Origin of the sequence: Niallia sp. Kr1, from assembly GCF_050389805.1 — a bacterium.
Classification (GTDB): Bacteria; Bacillota; Bacilli; order Bacillales; family Cytobacillaceae; genus Bacillus_BD.
On the sequence record NZ_CP130945.1, the window covers coordinates 3,630,573 to 3,649,966 of the forward strand.

At 35.8% G+C, this 19,394-nt stretch carries 22 protein-coding genes; 1 reads left to right on the forward strand and 21 read right to left on the reverse strand.

The window, feature by feature from the left end:
• Positions 1-52 precede the first annotated feature (52 nt).
• The 3 genes from Q5760_RS17745 to Q5760_RS17755 are packed head-to-tail and all read right to left on the reverse strand — an operon-like array spanning position 53 to position 1,736.
• On the reverse strand, positions 53-238 hold the full coding sequence (locus Q5760_RS17745) for a capping complex subunit for YIEGIA (RefSeq protein ID WP_428908945.1): 186 nt from the start codon (positions 236-238) through the stop codon (positions 53-55).
• A complete protein-coding gene (locus tag Q5760_RS17750; RefSeq protein WP_428908946.1) occupies positions 235-1,131 on the reverse strand; it encodes a YIEGIA family protein in 897 nt (298 codons plus the stop codon). Before Q5760_RS17750 ends, Q5760_RS17745 begins: the two co-directional genes overlap by 4 nt.
• Positions 1,128-1,736: a YphA family membrane protein gene (locus Q5760_RS17755; RefSeq protein ID WP_428908947.1), complete on the reverse strand. Its 609-nt coding sequence runs from the start codon at positions 1,734-1,736 to the stop codon at positions 1,128-1,130. Before Q5760_RS17755 ends, Q5760_RS17750 begins: the two co-directional genes overlap by 4 nt.
• A gap of 136 nt (positions 1,737-1,872) precedes the next feature.
• On the opposite strand from Q5760_RS17755, the gene Q5760_RS17760 reads away from it, so the two are divergent.
• Entirely contained in the window at positions 1,873-2,010 is a 138-nt protein-coding gene (locus Q5760_RS17760; RefSeq protein ID WP_428908948.1) for a YpzI family protein, read from the forward strand.
• Between the two features lie 54 nt (positions 2,011-2,064).
• Here the strand turns inward: Q5760_RS17760 and fni are convergent, their stop codons facing one another.
• From fni to Q5760_RS17850, 18 genes are all read right to left on the reverse strand, one after another.
• Positions 2,065-3,123, reverse strand: coding sequence for a type 2 isopentenyl-diphosphate Delta-isomerase (fni, locus tag Q5760_RS17765; RefSeq protein WP_428908949.1), 1,059 nt, complete (start codon positions 3,121-3,123; stop codon positions 2,065-2,067).
• 12 nt (positions 3,124-3,135) lie between these two features.
• Entirely contained in the window at positions 3,136-4,272 is a 1,137-nt protein-coding gene (gene rpsA / locus Q5760_RS17770; protein WP_428908950.1) for a 30S ribosomal protein S1, read from the reverse strand.
• Positions 4,273-4,642: 370 nt separating this feature from the next.
• The gene (locus Q5760_RS17775) at positions 4,643-5,224 is read right to left on the reverse strand and encodes a lysophospholipid acyltransferase family protein (protein ID WP_428908951.1); all 582 of its coding nucleotides are present in this window, start codon (positions 5,222-5,224) and stop codon (positions 4,643-4,645) included.
• A 6-nt stretch (positions 5,225-5,230) separates the two neighbouring features.
• Positions 5,231-5,902, reverse strand: coding sequence for a (d)CMP kinase (gene cmk, locus Q5760_RS17780; protein ID WP_428908952.1), 672 nt, complete (start codon positions 5,900-5,902; stop codon positions 5,231-5,233).
• A gap of 331 nt (positions 5,903-6,233) precedes the next feature.
• Positions 6,234-6,413, reverse strand: coding sequence for a DUF5359 family protein (locus Q5760_RS17785; protein WP_428908953.1), 180 nt, complete (start codon positions 6,411-6,413; stop codon positions 6,234-6,236).
• 54 nt (positions 6,414-6,467) lie between these two features.
• Complete coding sequence (locus Q5760_RS17790; RefSeq protein WP_428908954.1) at positions 6,468-7,130, reverse strand: flagellar brake protein; 663 nt, start codon at positions 7,128-7,130, stop codon at positions 6,468-6,470.
• A gap of 255 nt (positions 7,131-7,385) precedes the next feature.
• Positions 7,386-8,741: a germination protein YpeB gene (gene ypeB / locus Q5760_RS17795; protein ID WP_428908955.1), complete on the reverse strand. Its 1,356-nt coding sequence runs from the start codon at positions 8,739-8,741 to the stop codon at positions 7,386-7,388.
• Positions 8,742-8,756: 15 nt separating this feature from the next.
• On the reverse strand, positions 8,757-9,740 hold the full coding sequence (gene sleB / locus Q5760_RS17800) for a spore cortex-lytic enzyme (RefSeq protein WP_428908956.1): 984 nt from the start codon (positions 9,738-9,740) through the stop codon (positions 8,757-8,759).
• Between the two features lie 117 nt (positions 9,741-9,857).
• Positions 9,858-10,535 (reverse strand): glutamic-type intramembrane protease PrsW, encoded by a 678-nt coding sequence (gene prsW, locus Q5760_RS17805; RefSeq protein ID WP_428908957.1) that lies wholly within the window; start codon positions 10,533-10,535, stop codon positions 9,858-9,860.
• 96 nt (positions 10,536-10,631) lie between these two features.
• Positions 10,632-11,594 (reverse strand): asparaginase, encoded by a 963-nt coding sequence (locus tag Q5760_RS17810; protein WP_428908958.1) that lies wholly within the window; start codon positions 11,592-11,594, stop codon positions 10,632-10,634.
• Positions 11,591-12,571: a YpdA family putative bacillithiol disulfide reductase gene (locus tag Q5760_RS17815; protein WP_428908959.1), complete on the reverse strand. Its 981-nt coding sequence runs from the start codon at positions 12,569-12,571 to the stop codon at positions 11,591-11,593. The genes Q5760_RS17810 and Q5760_RS17815 overlap by 4 nt, the downstream gene beginning before the upstream one ends.
• 319 nt (positions 12,572-12,890) lie before the next feature.
• Entirely contained in the window at positions 12,891-13,466 is a 576-nt protein-coding gene (locus Q5760_RS17820) for a genetic competence negative regulator (RefSeq protein ID WP_428908960.1), read from the reverse strand.
• Positions 13,467-13,563: 97 nt separating this feature from the next.
• Positions 13,564-14,346: a metallophosphoesterase gene (locus Q5760_RS17825; RefSeq protein WP_428908961.1), complete on the reverse strand. Its 783-nt coding sequence runs from the start codon at positions 14,344-14,346 to the stop codon at positions 13,564-13,566.
• Between the two features lie 280 nt (positions 14,347-14,626).
• Positions 14,627-15,085 carry a YpbF family protein gene (locus tag Q5760_RS17830; protein ID WP_428908962.1) on the reverse strand — a complete coding sequence of 153 codons (459 nt, stop codon included), beginning with the start codon at positions 15,083-15,085 and terminating at the stop codon, positions 14,627-14,629.
• Positions 15,086-15,323: 238 nt separating this feature from the next.
• Complete coding sequence (locus tag Q5760_RS17835) at positions 15,324-15,965, reverse strand: LysM peptidoglycan-binding domain-containing protein (protein ID WP_428908963.1); 642 nt, start codon at positions 15,963-15,965, stop codon at positions 15,324-15,326.
• Positions 15,966-16,565, reverse strand: a complete 600-nt coding sequence (locus tag Q5760_RS17840) for a lysostaphin resistance A-like protein (RefSeq protein ID WP_428908964.1) — start codon at positions 16,563-16,565, stop codon at positions 15,966-15,968. It abuts the gene before it with no gap.
• Between the two features lie 124 nt (positions 16,566-16,689).
• On the reverse strand, positions 16,690-18,174 hold the full coding sequence (locus Q5760_RS17845; RefSeq protein WP_428908965.1) for a RecQ family ATP-dependent DNA helicase: 1,485 nt from the start codon (positions 18,172-18,174) through the stop codon (positions 16,690-16,692).
• The gene (locus Q5760_RS17850; protein WP_428908966.1) at positions 18,168-19,205 is read right to left on the reverse strand and encodes a helix-turn-helix domain-containing protein; all 1,038 of its coding nucleotides are present in this window, start codon (positions 19,203-19,205) and stop codon (positions 18,168-18,170) included. The genes Q5760_RS17845 and Q5760_RS17850 overlap by 7 nt, the downstream gene beginning before the upstream one ends.
• Between the last annotated feature and the right edge of the window lie 189 nt (positions 19,206-19,394).

Here is a 19,394-nt window from a genome sequence, read left to right on the forward strand (position 1 = left end):
TATACTTTAGAAGGGCTTAACTGTATTAGTTTATCAAAAGGTTGACATAATATCAATGTTTTACAATGATATAGACTTCATCAGTAATGGCATGAGCAATTCCATCTAATATCGCTTCTAAATTTGTAGCAAATAAATCCATTTGTTCTTTATTATCACAGACAAACACTGTCGTCCCACTCGGAACACGATTTGGATTTGTCGTTATAGCAGCTAAAATAAATTTACCTAGATTCATTCTTCAATACTTCCTTCCGTTTCAACTCTTCTTTCCTTTGGCATACGTATCGCATTTTCCAATGTTGGAACGGCTCCAATCGTTTCGATAGCTTTTTGTATATCGCGATTTTGAGGTAAAACAAACACGGCCACTCGACCATCCTCTAGATCCCGTTTAGCCAGCGGTGCCAGAGCAGGTGTACCAGAGTCACGGTAAATTCCTAATGCAGTCGAAACATCATGCAGAATCGCTTGTCTTTGACCAAGATTGGCAATCGTTGAACGAGCATCAAAATTTTTCGGACTTAAAACAAAGCCCATTCCATATCGAAGAATCTCTTGTTGACGAGCAGGAATCCCAATGTTCATGATATAAATATTATCCACCAGTAAACCAGCCCCCTCAAAATGAGGTTCAACATACTTAATATCAACGATTTCTCTTAATTTTCCACCCGTCATCAATTTCTTTGAAATTAACATACTAATAATCGCCGCAATTAAACCCGCCCAAAAATTAAATAACAAATAGAAAAGGGTAGTGATTAATGATGTGAACATGACTAAATAATTTCTGCTCTCAAATACAACCGCAATTCCTTCGATATAAGTCTTGCCCCGAGGTACTAGTTCAAAACCATCCAATTCAGTCAATGTATTACGTTCCATGTTTCTAACTTCTCTAAATTGGGATGCTGCAACAGTTAAAAACGTAATCGCTGTAAAATCCTCCTCCATTAGGGAAGGAACGGCCAGTGTACCAAGCCCAGCAGCAATAAACCCTAAAGCAATATGAATAATTTTTCCATGTAAATACGTAGGATATTGGCGATAATCAGTTTTTAACATATACACTCTAGCCAAAGTTCCTACCGCTACCCCAAAAGTAACCGGTAAAGTATATTCATTCATAATAATTTTTGTTTCTCCTTTACTGTTATTTGGAACTGTTTATCAAAATAAGCGGCAATCAATTCTAAAAAGTTCCACCCAACTACTAAAGATAAAGACAAAGCATAGGAATCGAGTGAAAATAATGTGGCAACAGGATAGGAAAATGAATATTTCGTTAAAATCAAACTATATAATATTTCTCCCTGAATAGTTCCTAAAAACATAGCCACAATTCGTTGCTTTTGATTTTTTAATAGGAGTAACGTTATACAAGTGACAATAATAGCGATCATCCATTCTCTTTTCATCACAACCCAAACAGGGTCGTATAATTCGTATACAAGAAAGCAGGCCGTCACTAACATTAAGATAAAGGTAGATAATAGGATATATAATAACTGTTTTATATGGAGCCGAGAAATAAACCAATACGCTGACAGCAGCATAAAAAAACCTGTTCCGCTTATTTCAACTAATCCTAATGGAATAAAAGTGGTTGATAGCATGATAGAAATCAAAATCCATGCTGAAACATAGAGTCGATCGGGATGAAATCTTGGATAAAAAAAGGTTGTGATTATCCATCCCATCCAAAAGATCCAATAAAAAGTAAGTCCTTCCACTCCGTCTTCACCTCCTATCTTTTCCAGTATGGCTATAATTTATGTAAATTAATCGTCATGAAATCAAATACATCGTTTTTGAAGAATGAATAATCTATTGGCTATGTTGCATGTTAAAAAAGTGGAGGTGATAAGATTGGGAAACGATCGCCAAGAAAGAAAATTAAAGAAAAGTAACCGAGTAGAATCCGACAGAGACCAAGCTCTACACTACCCTGGAGCAACCAAGCTACAAAGTCCAGAAGAGGCAAGAAAACTTAACGATGGAAAATAGTGACAGGTGCCAGGCACCTTACAGTATTTGGAAGAAAAAAAAGACTCCCAGTAACTAGGAGTCTTTTCTTAAGCTATATTTCATTGTGTCAATTTTTCGTTCTTTTAGCCAATGATGGGTGCTGCCACTGATTACAAGGGGAGATTGCTGTAAGCTTGAGATGGTTCCTGCACCAAGTGCGGTCATGATAAAGATCAACTCCTCATGCATGAAGCTTACCTCCCTCATCAAGCCCTCGATTCCCTCTTTGACGAGGACCTTTAAGAAGGAACCAGATATTCCAGATACATTAGCCCCTAAAGCTATGGACTTTGCCACATCTAAACTGCTTTGAATTCCACCTGAGGCCATAATTTCTACGGTGTTGCCGCTATTCTTGGCTTCAACAATCGACGCTGCAGTTGGAATTCCCCATTGGTTAAAGAAATCCAGTAATCCTTCACGCCTATTGTTTTCAATTTTCGCAAAATTGGTCCCACCAAAACCACCGACATCCACGATGCTAATACCAATGGAAGAAAGTTTTTTAACAGTTTCTCCATTCATGCCGAAGCCAACTTCTTTCACAATGACTGGGATTTGAATGCCATTTAAAATGGTTTCAATCCGTTTTAAGGCATCTGTAAAATCACGATCCCCTTCTGGCATGGTTAACTCTTGAATCACATTTAAATGAATTTGCAGGAAATCTGCCTCCACCATGTCAATCGCTCTTTTGGCATCTTCAAGGCTTGCTTCACTTCCAAGATTGCCAATGATGATCCCATTAGGGTTTTCTCTTCTAACAATTCGATATGTTTCCTCTTCCGCAGAATCTCGGATAGCAGACATTTGTGAACCAACAGCCATAGCCATACCGAATTCCTTAGCTACAATAGCCAGTTCCTGATTTATTCTTTTTGTTCTTTCTCCACCGCCGCCAGTCATCGCATTGATAAAAATTGGCGAACTTAAAGAAAGTCCGCCAATCTTTGTATCTAATGAAATGTCTTTTACTCCAATATTTGGTAAACTTTGGTGTACGAACATAATATCGTCTAAACCAGTTGTACGATCCTGACCTGTCGAAAGTGCATATTGGATATGATCCCATTTTCTTTTTGATCTAGACAAATTATATCACCATTATTTTTTCAAATTCTTTAGTTGTTCACCAATAACATCCCCAAGCGAGAAACCTTTTGTTTCTTCTGGTAATTCATATTCAGTATCCTCAGGAACATTTTCTTCTAATTCTTTAATGCTTAATGATAGACGTTGTTCTGCTTCATTTACATCAAGAACTTTTACTTTAATATGGTCACCTTCGCTTAAGACTTCATGCGGTGTGCCGATATGTTTATGCGAGATTTGTGAAATATGAACAAGCCCTTCAACACCAGGAAATACTTCTACAAAAGCCCCATACGAAACGATTCGTTTAACAGTTCCATCTAGAACAGAACCCTTTGGTGCTTTTTCAGCAATATTTGCCCATGGTCCAGGTAATGTTTCTTTAATGGAAAGTGAAATTCTCTCATTATCAAGATCAACACTTAGCACTTTAACCTGAACTTTTTGTCCTTCTTCTACTACGTCAGAGGCTTTTTCAATATGTTGGTGTGATAATTGTGAAATATGAACAAGTCCATCCATGCCACCAATATCAACAAATGCACCAAAATCGGTTAGTCTTTGTACAGTTCCCTCAATGACTTGCCCTGGTTGTAAAGAAGATAATAGTTGTTGCTTCTGTTTTACCTTCTCTTCTTCTTGAACAGCCTTATGAGAGAGAATAATACGGTTCTTCTCTTTATCAAGCTCAACGATTTTAAACGTTAAGGTTTTTCCTTTATAATCACTAAAATCTTCAACAAAATGAGACTCAACTAATGATGCCGGAACGAATCCACGAACTCCTAAATCTACTACAAGTCCGCCTTTAACTACATCTTTAATTTCAGCTTCGAAAGTTTCATTGTTTTCGAATTTAACAACAAGTTGATCCCAAGCCTTTTCAGCGTCTACTTTACGCTTAGAAAGAACTAAAGCATCTTCTTCAACTTTTATGACTTGTAGTTGTAATTCATCACCAGCAGCTACTACATCGCTTGCTTTTTCAATATGAAGACTTGATAATTCACTGATTGGGATAATTCCATCAAGCTTACTTTCTGCAATTTCAACGACCACTTGTTTTTCTTCAACTTTAGATACGACACCTAAAACATGATCTCCTACCTCGAAATTTTTAACCTCTACTTGGTCCATTTCCTCTGACATATGTACTCCTCCTTAATTCCACAAGCTTACTACAATCAAATTCGCTCCGTCGAATTTGCGCCCGGACTTTTATCGAGCTCGATAAAAAACCGTGAAAAATCACAAGGCTCGCCGGAAGCAAAACTACATTCAGCCTGGGTTTAAAACCCATGAATTAGAAAAGCTTTTGGTATTCATCCCCTACCTTAGAAGCGAGAGAATCCTGTACCTGTCACAAGCTTTCGGTACAAAGGTATTTGCTGAATGAAGTTTTTAAATAACGAGATTTTCATCACAAATGAAACCAAAAATCATTAAAAATACTTTTTAAAAAAAGAAACCCCTTTTTATTAACTTCTTATAAATGACTCGTTTTGTCAAGTGAGATGTTCTATTTATAAGATCGGATTAATTGGCCTATTTCATTCATAATAATGTCGGTTGCCTCTTCCGCTGAAATTTTATTTTTACGATATTCATCGAATGGAATCGGACGACCAAACACAACTTTTATTCTTCTAAAAGGCTTATAGGAGCCGATAATTGCACACGGAACCACATGAGCCTTTGATCGCAAAGCAAAAAAACCTGCACCTGCTAGACCTTTACCTAATTCACCTGTTTTACTTCTTGTTCCTTCTGGAAAAAGTCCTAATACCTTTTCTTCTTTTAAGATACTTAGACCCTTTCTTAACGCTTCCCGATCACTCATTCCTCGTTTAACGGGAAATGCATTAATATGAGGAAGGATTTTCCCTAAAACAGGGGCTGAGAACAATTCCTCTTTTGCCATAAAATGAACCTGTCTTGGCGCAGCCACTCCCACTGTTGGGGGATCTAAATTACTAATATGATTTGAACAAAGCAGAACTCCCCCATCCTTTGGGAAGTTCTCTTTCCCAATCACTTGATATTGATAGAAGGGATATAAAAGTCCTGCACAAAGAGCTTTACCTAAAGGATATAAATTCAACTGCAATCAAATCCTTTCTCTCGCTAAATCCAATATCCGCTCTGCTACTTCATTAATGGATAATGAAGTGGTATCAATTTCGATGGCATCTTTAGCTTTCTTTAATGGAGCAACTGCTCTCTCTGAATCTAGCTTGTCACGCTTGGCAATTTCTTCTTGGAGCTGTTGCAAGTCTGATGAAAATCCTTTTTGAAGGTTTTCTACATGCCTTCTATTTGCGCGCTCCTCCACAGAAGCAATTAAAAAAACTTTTACTTCTGCATTTGGTAATACAAACGTACCAATATCACGACCATCCATCACAACCCCGCCTCCTTGGGCTAATAGTTGTTGACGTTTTACCATTTCCTCTCTCACTAATGGATGACGAGAAACAATGGATACTGAGTTGGTAACTTCTGTCGACCGAATGTCATTTGTCACGTCTTTACCGTCTAAATAAACAAACTGTTTCCCATTTTCAGGCACTAACTCGATTTTTGTTTCCGATAAAAGCATATATAAACTAGACTCATGATCGAGGTCGATATCTCGCTTGAGAGCTTTATACGTTAATGCTCGATACATGGCTCCTGTGTCGATATAAATATAAGAAAGTTTTTCAGCTACTATCTTCGCTACAGTGCTTTTTCCAGCTGCTGCAGGACCATCAATCGCTATTGATATCTTTTTTTCCATAATTCCTCCTGTATGTGCGGTAAAAATTCTAAATAGTTTAAGGCTAACTTCTATTTTAACATAAGATAGATGGATAAGCCCTTATCAATCTTTCAAGGAATAAGATTATTATTCCCTTTCTTTTAAACTTATTGATCGATGAAAAAATGATTCAGCCTTTAAAAATAGGCTTGGTAGGACGGAGGTTGATCTCCGTTTCAGGCACTTTAAGTCTACGGTGTTTTATCCTTTTCGTTCCTCCCTAATAAGTCTTTTTGTCTTCCAATACATTTAACAATCAACATATCCCCCTAACACAACAAAAAACAAATAAGGCAGAGGAATCTCTGCCTTATTTACGATTAAACGTTTCAATAATCTCTGTTATACTATTTTCCGATACACCTTCATATTGTGTAATTTGTTGTAATTCTGGGAAAGAGTTCCACTCATGAAAGAATAGCTGTGTCATGAGTAATAAAACAAGCTGAATCAATATGATTTTCATTAACACTCTTTCAATCAATTTCATTCCAATACCCCATTATTTATCATTTATTCCTATTATGAGGTAGTAAAAAGAAATTTATTCAATTAATTCCTTTTTCTTCAGGGCTAATTCTCTATCAAAAGTGAATCTAAGGAGCGTTTGTCTATCAATTGCTGAAACATTCATAAATTGTAAAGAAAACAATGTCTTTCCCATTTCTTCATGCTTAAGCTTTCTAATAACTTTACTTTTTAACTTTAAATAATGATATTCCCCATCCTGCATTGGCAGCACAAATAAAGCCATCACAATCATTCCGGGTTTCATATTAATATTATCTTGATTCAAAAATAACAAAGAACCTCCTGCACTTATATCTTCTGTAACCGTAGTAAAAGGAGGAAATTCATTTTGAAGCGAGTGTATTGCAACATCAACAGCAGTTGAAATCCGAACAAATTGACGTCGTTGAACTTTCATGACATATTGATTTCCAGGAAAGCTTAACTTGATCATCGGGATTCCCTGTAACACTCTGCCCAAAACCTCTGTATTAAATAGATATGCCGAATTACCTGAAACAAAAGATACCTTTAACTGCGTTCCATCTACAAGAAATGTCGTTCGATTTGTTTTCAGGTTTATTGGGTAATCAATAAAAATAACATTTTCACTTTTTTCAACAAGCCGACATCTATACTTTTCCGATTGCTCATTATCTCTTGGTTCCAAAATTAAGGTTTCTCCAATAGTTAACATATGACACATTCCTTTAATTTCCTTTTGTGATAACTAATTAAATTATGCAACTAAATGATAAAATGAGCAATAGGATTAATTTTAAATAATAAAAATGTCTGTGTGATTTAAACTCACACAGACATTTTAGTTCTTGGATCTGTTAAACGCTTGTTTGACCTTCCGTTGGGCTACGACTGGACCACCATGACGGGGCTTACCTGTTTTGCTTTCTCAAGCAAGAGTCTACCTTCAACCTTTAACACAGCCTACTCTTTACACTAAATCTTGATAAATAGGCTCTGCATTTTTCATTTTTTCTACTTTTTCTTCATGACCTGTTTCTGCATTGATAAAAATTCGATACGTATCATTGTCAAGTATTCCCATGAATTCATAGCATAATACAGCATCATTTAAATCATTGATAATGACCGCTTGACGTTCTTCCATCACTTTCACTTGCGGATTAATTTTCTTTCTAGCTTCTTCAATTGTAATCGACGGTTTTTGAATTTCGGTTTCTGATGTAACCGATTTTAAATAATCCTCATTTGTGAAACCAACAATTTGACCATTATCTAACGCTACTTTAACTGTTATAGATTTAGGATAAATTCTTACTCCATCCATTGATTTAATAATTGTGAAGACTCCCAAATTATCATATTGTGCACTTTCAAATACCTCAAGCTCTTTAAATCCATTTTCTGTTAAAAACTTTACCGCTTTATTTGCAGCATCATTGAGGCTGATTTTTTGATCCTTAACATCTCTTGAAACCATATACCAAAGCGGATGCCCACCTTTTTTGGTCATATCCATATTGGCGATTTGATTCGTCTTTTTATCTTCAAAAGAGATGCTATAAAACCCAAAATCTGAACCTTTTCCATTCTCGGTAACTTGTACTTTTGCCTCATTTCCTAATCCGATGTACTTTTTAGCTTTTTGTATGGCCTCTTCCTTAGTAATTTCCTTGCCTTTTAAATGATTATAACTATTATCGTTCACTTTCATATTTACAAATGCAGGACCAAGATCGGTGTCGGCAGCATACCCTTCAACTGTTTTTTCCACAGTTTTGAAACCGTCAATAATGGTATTGTCTGCTTGTTCCTTGCCTGTAGCCAGGGCCAGTTCTACATCCATCCATCTTAAGTTATTTTTCATTGCTACATGTTGCACATTTCTTAGTTCATCTTGGATTTCCTTTGATTGTCCATATAATTTTTTTAACGTTGCGTACTCTTTATCGGTTAATGGATCTTTGTCTAAATCACGTACAGCCGTCCGATAACTGAAATCCCCAACTTGAGCAAGAAACTCTTCGGTTTTATTAAATGGTAAAAGCGTTAATGGCAATTGTCCTACATCATTATGTGCAGCAGAGGTAATTCTCCAGACCTCTGCTAAAGTTGGTGAAAGAGATTGACGAGAATTCATTGCGAGAGTTGTACCGATCTTGTCATGTAATAAATCAATTTGATAGGTTAATTCATGGAAAGCCCTTTGATAGTTATTTTCTGCGTTAATCAATACAGCATTTTTTTCTCGATGTTCTTGATAGCCCCATAGAGCTGTTCCCGCAACCGCTAATGATAAAACGCCAATTAAAATTCCTCTAAACAATGTACCTCACCTCTTTTATTTACAGAATATATGTTTCCCAATTTGTTTAATTTGTGGTCTACCCCAAATCCAACCACTTGTTGCTGTATCAGGATTAAAATAATATACCGCTTCGCCCGTTGGATCCCAGCCATTAATGGCATCTAATACTGCTTTTTTCGCCGTTTCATTTGGTGTCAGCCAAATTTGTCCGTCAGCAACAGCTGTGAAGGCTCTTGGCTCAAAGATAACTCCTGAAACTGTATTTGGGAATGTAGCACTTTCAACGCGATTCAAGATAACTGCTGCAACCGCTACTTGACCAATATATGGTTCACCTCTTGCTTCACCATATACCGCATTAGCCATTAGTTGAATATCATTTTGCGAAAAACCATTTGGAACATTTGTAGCAGTCGGACCTTTAGGCGCTTGTTGTGGTGCTTGTTGAGTTTGGTTAGCCTGATTCCCTTGTTGTGCTTTCTGCCCTTGTTGATTTCCCTGTTTTTGCCCCGCTCCTGCCTTTGGCTGTGGTGAGGCTTGTGGCTGCTTTTGTTGTTCCGTAGGTGTTTGTTGTTTTGCTGGTTGTTTTGCTGGTGTTTGTTGTTTTGCTGGTGTTTGTTTTTTTGGAGCAGACTGCTTATCTAAATCTGTTCCACCGTAATGGGTGAACTTATTCCCCTTATTAATATTTTCTTTTACATGTTGTTCATTGTATTTTGAAGCCTTAACGAGTTTTTCTTTTGTTTTAGATCCCGCTAAGCCATCTACTTTCATACCAAATTCATACTGAAAATTCCGTAACGCCCAATACGTCCTCCAACCAAACACCCCGTCAATATTTCCATTATAAAATCCTAGATATTGAAGACGAGATTGAAGTTCAATCACATCTTCACCAACTGCACCTTGTTGGATGACTTGATTTGAAAAGGCATCTACTTGATCTCTTTCTGGAATGAAACATAAAGAAATAGAGAAAATGATGATTAGTGCCGAGAAAAAAATTTTTCCTTTCATGGTTTACTACCCCCAGTTGTAAATCATTTTCACATTAACCGTATTTTTTGTCACAACTGGTTCAATTATGCAAAATAAATTTAATTTATAAGTTTGAAACAACAAAAACCCCCCACTCTAAGAGTGTAGGGTCTTAATTTCTTCTAAGTGTTGCGCACTTAACGTATGTGCTTTTTTTACTTTGCGTAAGCCCAACCACCATAGGAAAATCATAAATGGTAGCATGATATAGATCCAAGTGGTTTGCATATAAAGAATATAATCATAAATTCCATGTAATAAAAATGGAATAAATAAAGAGAGAAAAAGCCATTTCCCTTTAACAGTGGAAGAAAATTTAGCCTTTCCTAAATAATAGCCCATAATCACACCGAACATAGCATGGCTTGATACAGGCAATAGCGCTCGCCCTATAGCAAATTCCAGCCCGTTTCCAATCAAATACAAAATATTTTCTGTAGTCGCAAATCCAAGAGAAACAGAAGCTCCATAGACAATTCCATCATACGGCTCATCAAAGTGAAAATGCAGATATGCTATGTAATAAACTAGAAACCATTTAAAAAATTCTTCCAGTAAACTAGTCGATAAAAAAGCATCTGCCATATTTGAATTAAAGATATTTTCTGTTTCTAATACATATTGAATAAACATGATTGGAAACACAATTAAAGCACCAAAGAAAAAAGTTCTAATCACTAAAGCGATCGGTTCTACTCCAAATTGATCTTTTAGATAAAAATAACATAGCAACGCCAAACCAGGTGCTATTCCGGCTGACAGAATTCCCAGCATTCGCCGTCCTCTTTTCAAACAATTTACTTTAATCCTACCATGTTATGTATGTAATGAAAATGGATAATTTTTCTATTTCGTTACTGTTGATCCTTGTCAAAAATCAGTTTGTTTTACTTCATGACTAGATGCTAATAATACTGCCAATTTGATTCTTGCTTTTTTGCTATCATAGTCTTCACCTAAAAGCACACCATTTTGTTGCAGATCAAAGGTGCTGCCATAATAACCATAAGATGGATAGACCTTTCCTTCTTCTGCACTTGTCGTGACCACCAAAACAATCTCTTTTTCTATGGCTTTTTTGATCGAATCCATCATATAAGGGGAAACTTGTCCCCGACCTACACCTTCTAATACAATGCCTTTTGCTCCAGCGCTAACAGCAGCATCAATAAAAACCCCATCTGCACTACTATAACACTTCACAATATCTACACGTGGAATTTGGTTTTTAATATTGTAGAAATCCTTAGAAACGGGCTTTTGATAAATACTAACATGATCATTATCAATGATACCTAAATAACCATATCCAAAGGATTCGAATCCTTGTACATTAGAAGCATGTACTTTTTTTACGTACTTCGCCGAATAAATTCTTTCATTAAATACCACCACAACACCTATATCATTTACGATGTTATTTACCGCTACATAGATTGAGTTACGCATATTTGAGTAGACATCCGTTCCTACGTCTTGCGGGGAACGTTGTGAACCAGTAACAACAATCGGTCTTTTGTCATTGATCGTTAAATCTAAAAAATAAGCTGTTTCTTCTAATGTATCGGTTCCATGTGTTAACACAATACCACAGATGGAAGGATCTTTTAATTGCGTTAGAATCGCTTCACGTATTTCAAGCATAGAATCAAAATCAATATGCATACTTGGCTTTTGCATCACATCTACAACTTTTACTTCTATATCATCAGGTAATTGACATAAATCCGCCAATTCACTTCCTGTCAAGGCCCCTGAATTTAACAATCCTTTTGAAATTTCTTTACTTGCGATGGTTCCGCCCGTCGTAATAAGAGCAACTTTTTTTCTCAAATTGTTCCACCCTTTAATTTCTTATTAGAGATTGATGTTGCAATTTTTCCGCCATGAAATCGTCCATTTTCAATAAATATCTCATTTGCCTCATTACCAGCTGCTAATACGCCTGCAATATAGATTCCTTCCACATTTGTTTCCATTGTTTCCTCATCATAAACAGGTCTACCTGTTAATTCATCAATATTTATACCTATTTTTTCCAAAAATCCTTTATCAGGATGGTATCCAGTCATCGCAAAAACAAAATCATTATCAATTTTAAATTCTTCTCCTTCTTTCACATAAACAACAGAGTCTTCCGTGATTTCCTTAACGACAGCTCCCCATTCCATCTTAATGCGCTCATTACGAACATGCCCTTCAAATTCAGGCAAGATCCATGGTTTTATTTTTGGAGAGTACTCATAGCCGCGATATAAGACGGTTACACGAGCTCCTGCTTTAACCAATTCCAATGTTGTATCTACACCAGAATTCTTTAAGCCGACTACGACTACATCTTTATCGAAATAAGGATGTGCCTCTTTAAAGTAATGAAAGACTTTTGGTAAGTCTTCTCCTGGAACATCCATTAAATTTGGTTGATCATAATAACCGGTAGCTAGGACAATATCGCCCGCTATATATTCTTCTTTATCTGTTTTAATCAAAAACTGGGATCCTTCTTTTTGAACTCCAAGAACCTTTTCAAATGCATTTACGCGTATATTTTTTCTGACGACTACTTCTCGGTAATATGCGAGTGCTTGACTACGATTGGCTTTTCGTGTTTCTGTTATAAATGCAACATCGCCAATTTCAAGCTTATCACTTGAACTAAAAAAAGTTTGATGTGTTGGATAATGATAGATAGCATTTACTATATTTCCCTTTTCAATGACAAGTGGATTAATTCCAACCTCTTGTAATGCAATTGCAGCTGCAAGTCCGCATGGACCACCGCCGACAATAATGACTTCTTCTTGTTTCATATGTATTTCCCCCTGATTAATAATACTTTTTATAAACTTTGTTGTTGATTCGACATATCTTAATTTTTAAATAAAAAGATAGACGTGTTTAGTGTTCATGTTCATTTTGGAACTACAGCTGATTGTATTGGATGTCACAAGACAGAAGAAGCAAAACAGGCATGACACCGTATACACGAAATGTCTTGGTGACTCAGGCATAGCTGAGCGGAAAGCTAAGTGCCTGAAACAGAAATCAACAAACCAGTTAACACAGCAAAAAACTCCTATCCTTTTATGATAGAAGTTTTTGAATAAAGTTTCAATATAGGTGATGGGATTACCAAAAATAAGTCATCAATTCACTTACGGCTTTATCCTTTGTGACTGTGGTTCCATATTCTTCTAAAACATGGATACTGATAAAGGATGGATTACCATACTCAGCCATGATTGCCGCAATTTGATTTTGGATATCATGACAGACATTATCAATCAAAAAATAATAAGCATGATTCATGGCGTAAATCGTTCCTCCCGAAAAACCAATAGAAGCAAGTCGTTTCGAGAGTTGAATAACATCTTCAAAATCCTCAATTTCAAATAAAATCTCCACATTTCCTTCCACTGTGATCGACATATCAATAAATTGATCATTAAACAGATCGTCTTCTTGTTCTTCCATCGTAACAATCATAACCATTCCTTGTGCTTGCATGGAGAAAATCTCCACTGCCACCGAGCCATTTATGTCTACTTTAAACGTTTCACTCGCTTCTTCAAGCATATCATGAAAAAGTTGATGCCACTTTAATGAATCTTTCTCGATATCCTCTTTCGTCAACCCTCTGTCAAACAAATCATCCAGAGTAAGGAATATTTTAATTTTATTATAATTCAATCGTTCTAAGCGCATAATGATGCCCCCTACTGTGAACAAACTCTTTATTTAGTTTATGAAAAAAAGCTAGATTGGTGAATCATAAAAACCCTAGTATATGTAACAAAAACGATCATCTAGAGCGGTGCTTGATCGAAATATAGTGAATTTCAGACTTTGCACCTAATCGAAGTGGGACCCCTGTAGTACCATATCCATTACTTATTAAGATGGTTAATTCTTTCTCTCGCTTTATCCGACCTTTTTCATATGGACCAAAACCAAAGAATCGGATTTGTCCTCCATGTGTATGCCCTGACAGCAATAAATTAATTCCATACTGAGGTTCGATTTTCCTGCTGATTTCTGGATTATGGCAAACTAATATTTTAAAACTATTGGGTTCGATTCCTTCCATTGCTGTTTCAAGATGATCCCTTTCTAAACTTAATTCATCCAATCCAATTACGTAAAGCGGGTCTCCGGCATCTGATTGAAAAAGAATCGATCGATTCGCTAATACTTTTACGTCAAGATTATGGAGCATGGCATCTAATACTTGTGCGTCCATTTCGTAGTCATTATTTCCCCACACAAACAACACAGGCCCTAACGTTTTTAATTTAAGAATATTCTCCTCCACTCTATCTAGCGGTACTCCTTTTTCAAGTAGATCGCCGCCAATGATGACGACATCAACCTTTCCCTTCACCTCTTCAATAATCGAATCAGAGATCCTTCGACGATGGATATCTGAAATAAAGAATAGATGGATCGTTCCAAAACTTGGTGAAAAGGATGGAAATTCAAGTGTATGGTAGACGACCCGATCTTCAAATGCCAACTTATACATATAGAAAAGCAAACCAATAGCAGACACAATACAAACTGTAAAAAATATGATCATTATTTCCATTCTTATTCCTCCAACGATTAAGTGAAACTTCTATCGGTGTTTTTTTATCACTGATGGTTAGTTTAGACCAACAGGAAGCATGCGACTGGTTACACAGACACTGCTGTAGGCGTTTTAAGTATCCTGAATGATTCTTGCTGTTAATCTTGAGGTAGGGGTCTATTACTTGTTATGTCGTGATAATAAAGCGAAACTTCCATCAGTAGGGGATATTCTTTTCCCTCTGATGGAAGTTTCGTTTCATTATACCATGTGAGAACAAATAAGAGTAAGGGAGCTATTATTTGTTTTCATGATATAAATTGATATCATAGTTTTTTTTCATCATTTCAAAAACAATATGGCGATTTTTCCACTCATCCTCTTTACTCCATAAATCTTTACTTTTATCAATGATTTCACATCGTAATAAATGAAATTCCTTTTCTGCTTTATCCCGTTTTTGCCGATACACATTCATTAATCCAAATAAACCTATGACCACCATTAGCATATACAGATGTTTAGAATCCTGAATATATACTGAAAAAACCGTTGCAAATGAATAGGAATAAGGTTGAAAGATATTATAGTATAAATATAGAAAATATCCAAAGGAAACCAAAATCGCACTCCACATGATGATTAAATGCCAAAAGGTTAATTTGTCAAATTTTCGTTTTCTCTCTACAACCTTTTGTAACATCTTCCTTGTAGCTTGGTCGGTTTTTTCATCAAGCATCATAATCGGAGACTCCATTCGCATCCCTCCCTTACCTCCAATTTATGAACTTGTCCTCAAAAGTATGACGAAAAAGAAAGCGCAAGCGTCTTGCTTAATTCCGTATGGACTGCCTTGCACAGGACGCACTGACATCGACGTTCGCCATAGTATGTTACAATTTTTAGTCGATAGAGCGAATCGATGTTGACATAATCGTAAAGTCCACTAGGAGCTAGAAACCAATCTAATAAAAAAACTCAGCAATTCGCCGAGTTTACTTTGTTAATGGGATAATTAATACCTGACCTGAAATGATTCTATTGTCCATTAATTGATTTGCCCTTTTAATTGTTTCAATCCCAGCTTTAGAATGATAGTATTTCAGCGAAATTCGATAGATGGTTTCACCCGGTTTGACTTTATGATGAATAATATCATTCGTTTCAGACTTTGTTTCATTCACAATCGAATCAATTGTAATAGAAGAACGATCAGAGTCATTGGATTGACTTTGACCCTCCTCTATTTCAATCTCTGAAGTATCATCTTGATTTCCTCTATTCGGGTCCTGTTCTTCCTGTCTTATATCTTCTTGGGGTTCGGATGATTCAATATCAATCACTTCAAAACCACTTGAGGTTTCTCCAAATGTTTCTTTAACGTTACCAACAGGCTCTTTCAAAAGAGAGGAATAAATACTAAAAATCGTAATAGGTAATAAAATAAAAAATAAAACGAGTAATCGAATGATTGGATATTTAAGTTTCCACTTATTTTTTTTCCTATTTTTTTGGTGCACACGACTTCTAGGGGGTAATTCTTCTCTTTCAACAATTTGCCCCTTTTCAAAGCTGCTTTTATCTAATTTTTGTCTAAGCCTTTCTGCTTGATCTCTGTAAGGGCGTTCTTTATTCATTTATAATCCCTTCTTTTGTTCTTTTTTTGGAAAATTAAATGTAATGGCACAGCCAAGTAGAAAATCAATTAAAAAGTGCATAAAAATCGTCACGAGGAGATTTTCGGTCTGCCCATAAATAAAGCCAATTAGAAAGCTAAGTCCTATTACATTTAAAAATAAATACCAATTAAATAGATAGCGAAAGTGGACTACCGCAAAGATCATGCTCGAAATCACCAGTCCAACATGGGTTTGGATAACTCCTCGGAATAAGATTTCCTCCGCTATCGATACAAGCGCTGCAATCCATGCAATTTGAAAAATAGAACGACCTTGAAAAATTCGTTCATTCAAACCGCCATCATCATAATAATTTGGCGGAAGAACCTTCATTAAAGTTAGATCAAATAGAAATACAGTCACTCCTGCAATGCCACCCCATAACAGGATTTGTTTAAAATCCCATACAAACAGTTCAACAAAATCATCAAAATCGTTAAATAAAAAAATTCCAAGAATGATAGAGATGATGACAATTAATAACTGGGTTAGATATAAGGAGTGAAGTAATTCCTTGTCAGATATTGTTTTTAATAATTCACGATCATTTTTTCTCATTTTTACACTCACTAATTTATTCTTTAATGCGAAGTGAAGAATCAACTATTTTCATAGCGCTAGAGTTTCTTCTCGGCTTGTTCCGAATGAATAATCCATTTTTCTAAGGATTAAGAACACTCTATTAGTTTAATAATATATCAGCGAGTCTCTGTTTCCAACTAATTTCGACTTTTTTTCCCTCTTCTTTTTCTTCAACATAATGTAGTGTCAACGGATCAAATCCACATTGATCACAACAAGAATCAGAATCCTCTCGTTCCCATTTTTCTTGAAAGTATTGTAAAATTTGCTTTCTTCTACATGTTTTCGAAAATACCCAGCGAGTCATAAAGGCTATTTTCTCCTGCTTCACTTTGCGCCTTGACTCACAATGTTGTTTATATTCTAATAGATTCGCTAAAATCATTGATTTATTGAGACTTGATTTGAAGAGAATTTCAGCTATCATTCTCCAGCTTGTGTCCGTAAATCCTCCCATTTGTTGAAGTGTTTCTGGTTCGTTCGTCCAACCTTCACTACGATCATTAACCATTTTAGCCAACCAATCGAATTGCTGTTCCGAGGGAATTTCTGCTTCTGATAATTGATAGGCTAGTTGTTCGTCCCCTGGTGAATATAATAAAATAGCCACGCTCGATTTCCCATCCCTACCAGCACGTCCAATTTCTTGTAAATAAGATTCCATTTGCCCGGGCATGTGAAAATGAATGACATATCTTATATTCTCCTTATTCACTCCCATCCCAAAAGCGCTTGTAGCACAAATAATATCAAGCTGATTCATGAGAAACTGCTGTTGAATCAAAATGCGGGATTCTTGATCCATCCCACCATGATAAGCAGCTACTCTCCCTATTCCTTTCTCTTGCAAGAGCTTTGCAGCCTGCTCCGCAACCTTTTTACTTGAAAAATAGATAATCCCTGCACCCTTTAAAGTTTGAACATATCTGTACAAACAGTCCCATTTTTCTCGATAACTCTCAATATGAGTAACAGATATAGCAATATTTGGTCGATCTACAGAGAAAATAATTTGCTGATACTGTTCTAAACGTAGCGATTGAATGATATCACGCAGGACCTCTTTAGTTGCTGTAGCTGTTAAAGCTAACGTTAGGGGATCACCTAAATTCTTTCTTACTTCACCGAGTTTCATATAGTCTGGACGAAAATCATAGCCCCATTGAGAAATACAGTGGGCCTCGTCTATAACAAAAAGGGATATCTTTAATCGTTGGATCTGCTCCATCAGTCTTGTATTTGTTAATGTTTCTGGTGAGATAAATATAAATTTATAATGCTTTAAATTAGCAAGAGTTCTTTTCCTTTCATCCCCAGATAAGAAAGAATTAATAGCCACTACCCTTTTTTCACCGTTCATCCTCATTTGTTCGACTTGATCTTGCATTAAAGATAACAATGGCGAAACAACGAGAACTGGTCCATTTAATAAATATCCTGAAAGTTGATAACAAAGAGATTTACCTGTTCCTGTAGGTAACATCGCAATGGTATGTTGACCTTCTAGAACTGACGAAATAACTTCTTTTTGTCCTGGACGAAAAGAATCATAGTTAAAATACCGCTTTAACTCATTTTCTAACATAATTGATCTCCATATTTTGCTAATACTAGTCTAATTTCAAAATAAGTGGCTCCTTCAATTCGATTTCGAATCATTTTGAGTTGCTTTGTATTCAACCCATTAGCCACTTGTATAATTTGATTTTGTTTTTCTTGCGTAACAAAGGGGTCAATAGAAAAGTTTTTATTTTTTAAAGCCAATTCAACGATATGGTCTTCAATCGTACCTTTTTTCAAATGCCGAATCTCCATTATTGCTGAAACCGAATACCCTTTACTTAATAAATCTAATGTTTTTTCTGTGGATTGAGTAAGATTTATACTTTGAGATGGCTCAATCAAACAGCTCAAAATCGGATAGCGTTCACGGTCATGTTCAATTCGATTCACCATATAGTGAAGAATATTGATAAATTCGTAATAATAATGTGTAACTTCTAAACGAAAGGTTTGAGCTGCTTGCTCAACCGTTAAACCAACTGAATGATACCCGCTTAAACGGACGACCAACAAATCAGGATTAATGGACGGTTCCTCATCTAAACAGGAGATGAATTCATTATATAAGCTAACACTTAAAGTATCTCTGTCTAATGTATTTTGTTTTAAAAAAGTTTTTATCGAGAAAATGGTTTCTGGACTTTTTTGAATCGGTATATATCGAGAATCATGTTTTTGAAGATACGAGACCACTTGGACCAAAAGTGTTAACCTTTCCCAAAAAAGAATACTTTGTTTTTGAATATTCATTCCATCCAGATGTTTGGGAATAGGCATTTCATTCACCTTTTCTATCAAAAACTTATTCCCTTCTTCAGTTAGAATATATGAATCGTCCGAAATCATTTGCACCCATCCATTTGCTGTAAAAAGCGTGATGATCTTTTCTAAATCGTTTCTACTAAGGGCGGGGAACGTATTAAAAAAAGCTGTAAGATGAAACAAATAGGCATCTTGAATTGTTTGCGAAGATTGTTTTCCATGTAATAAATGGAAAATGGAGAAAATGGTGCGTTCGCCCTTTAATTTTTGTAAACAATATAAAACGAGCATTTGTAAAAATGTGAATTCCACTTTATCACCATTCCATTTTGAATACTATTTTAAAAATGAACTCTAATAAGCAAAACCTGTTTCTATCATATCATGAAACGCCAAAATGAAAGGGTTTTCATAACTGTTTTATTATTTTTTTTGCTTATAAATACTTAAAATTGTTTATCAAAATATTTTTTCTATTGA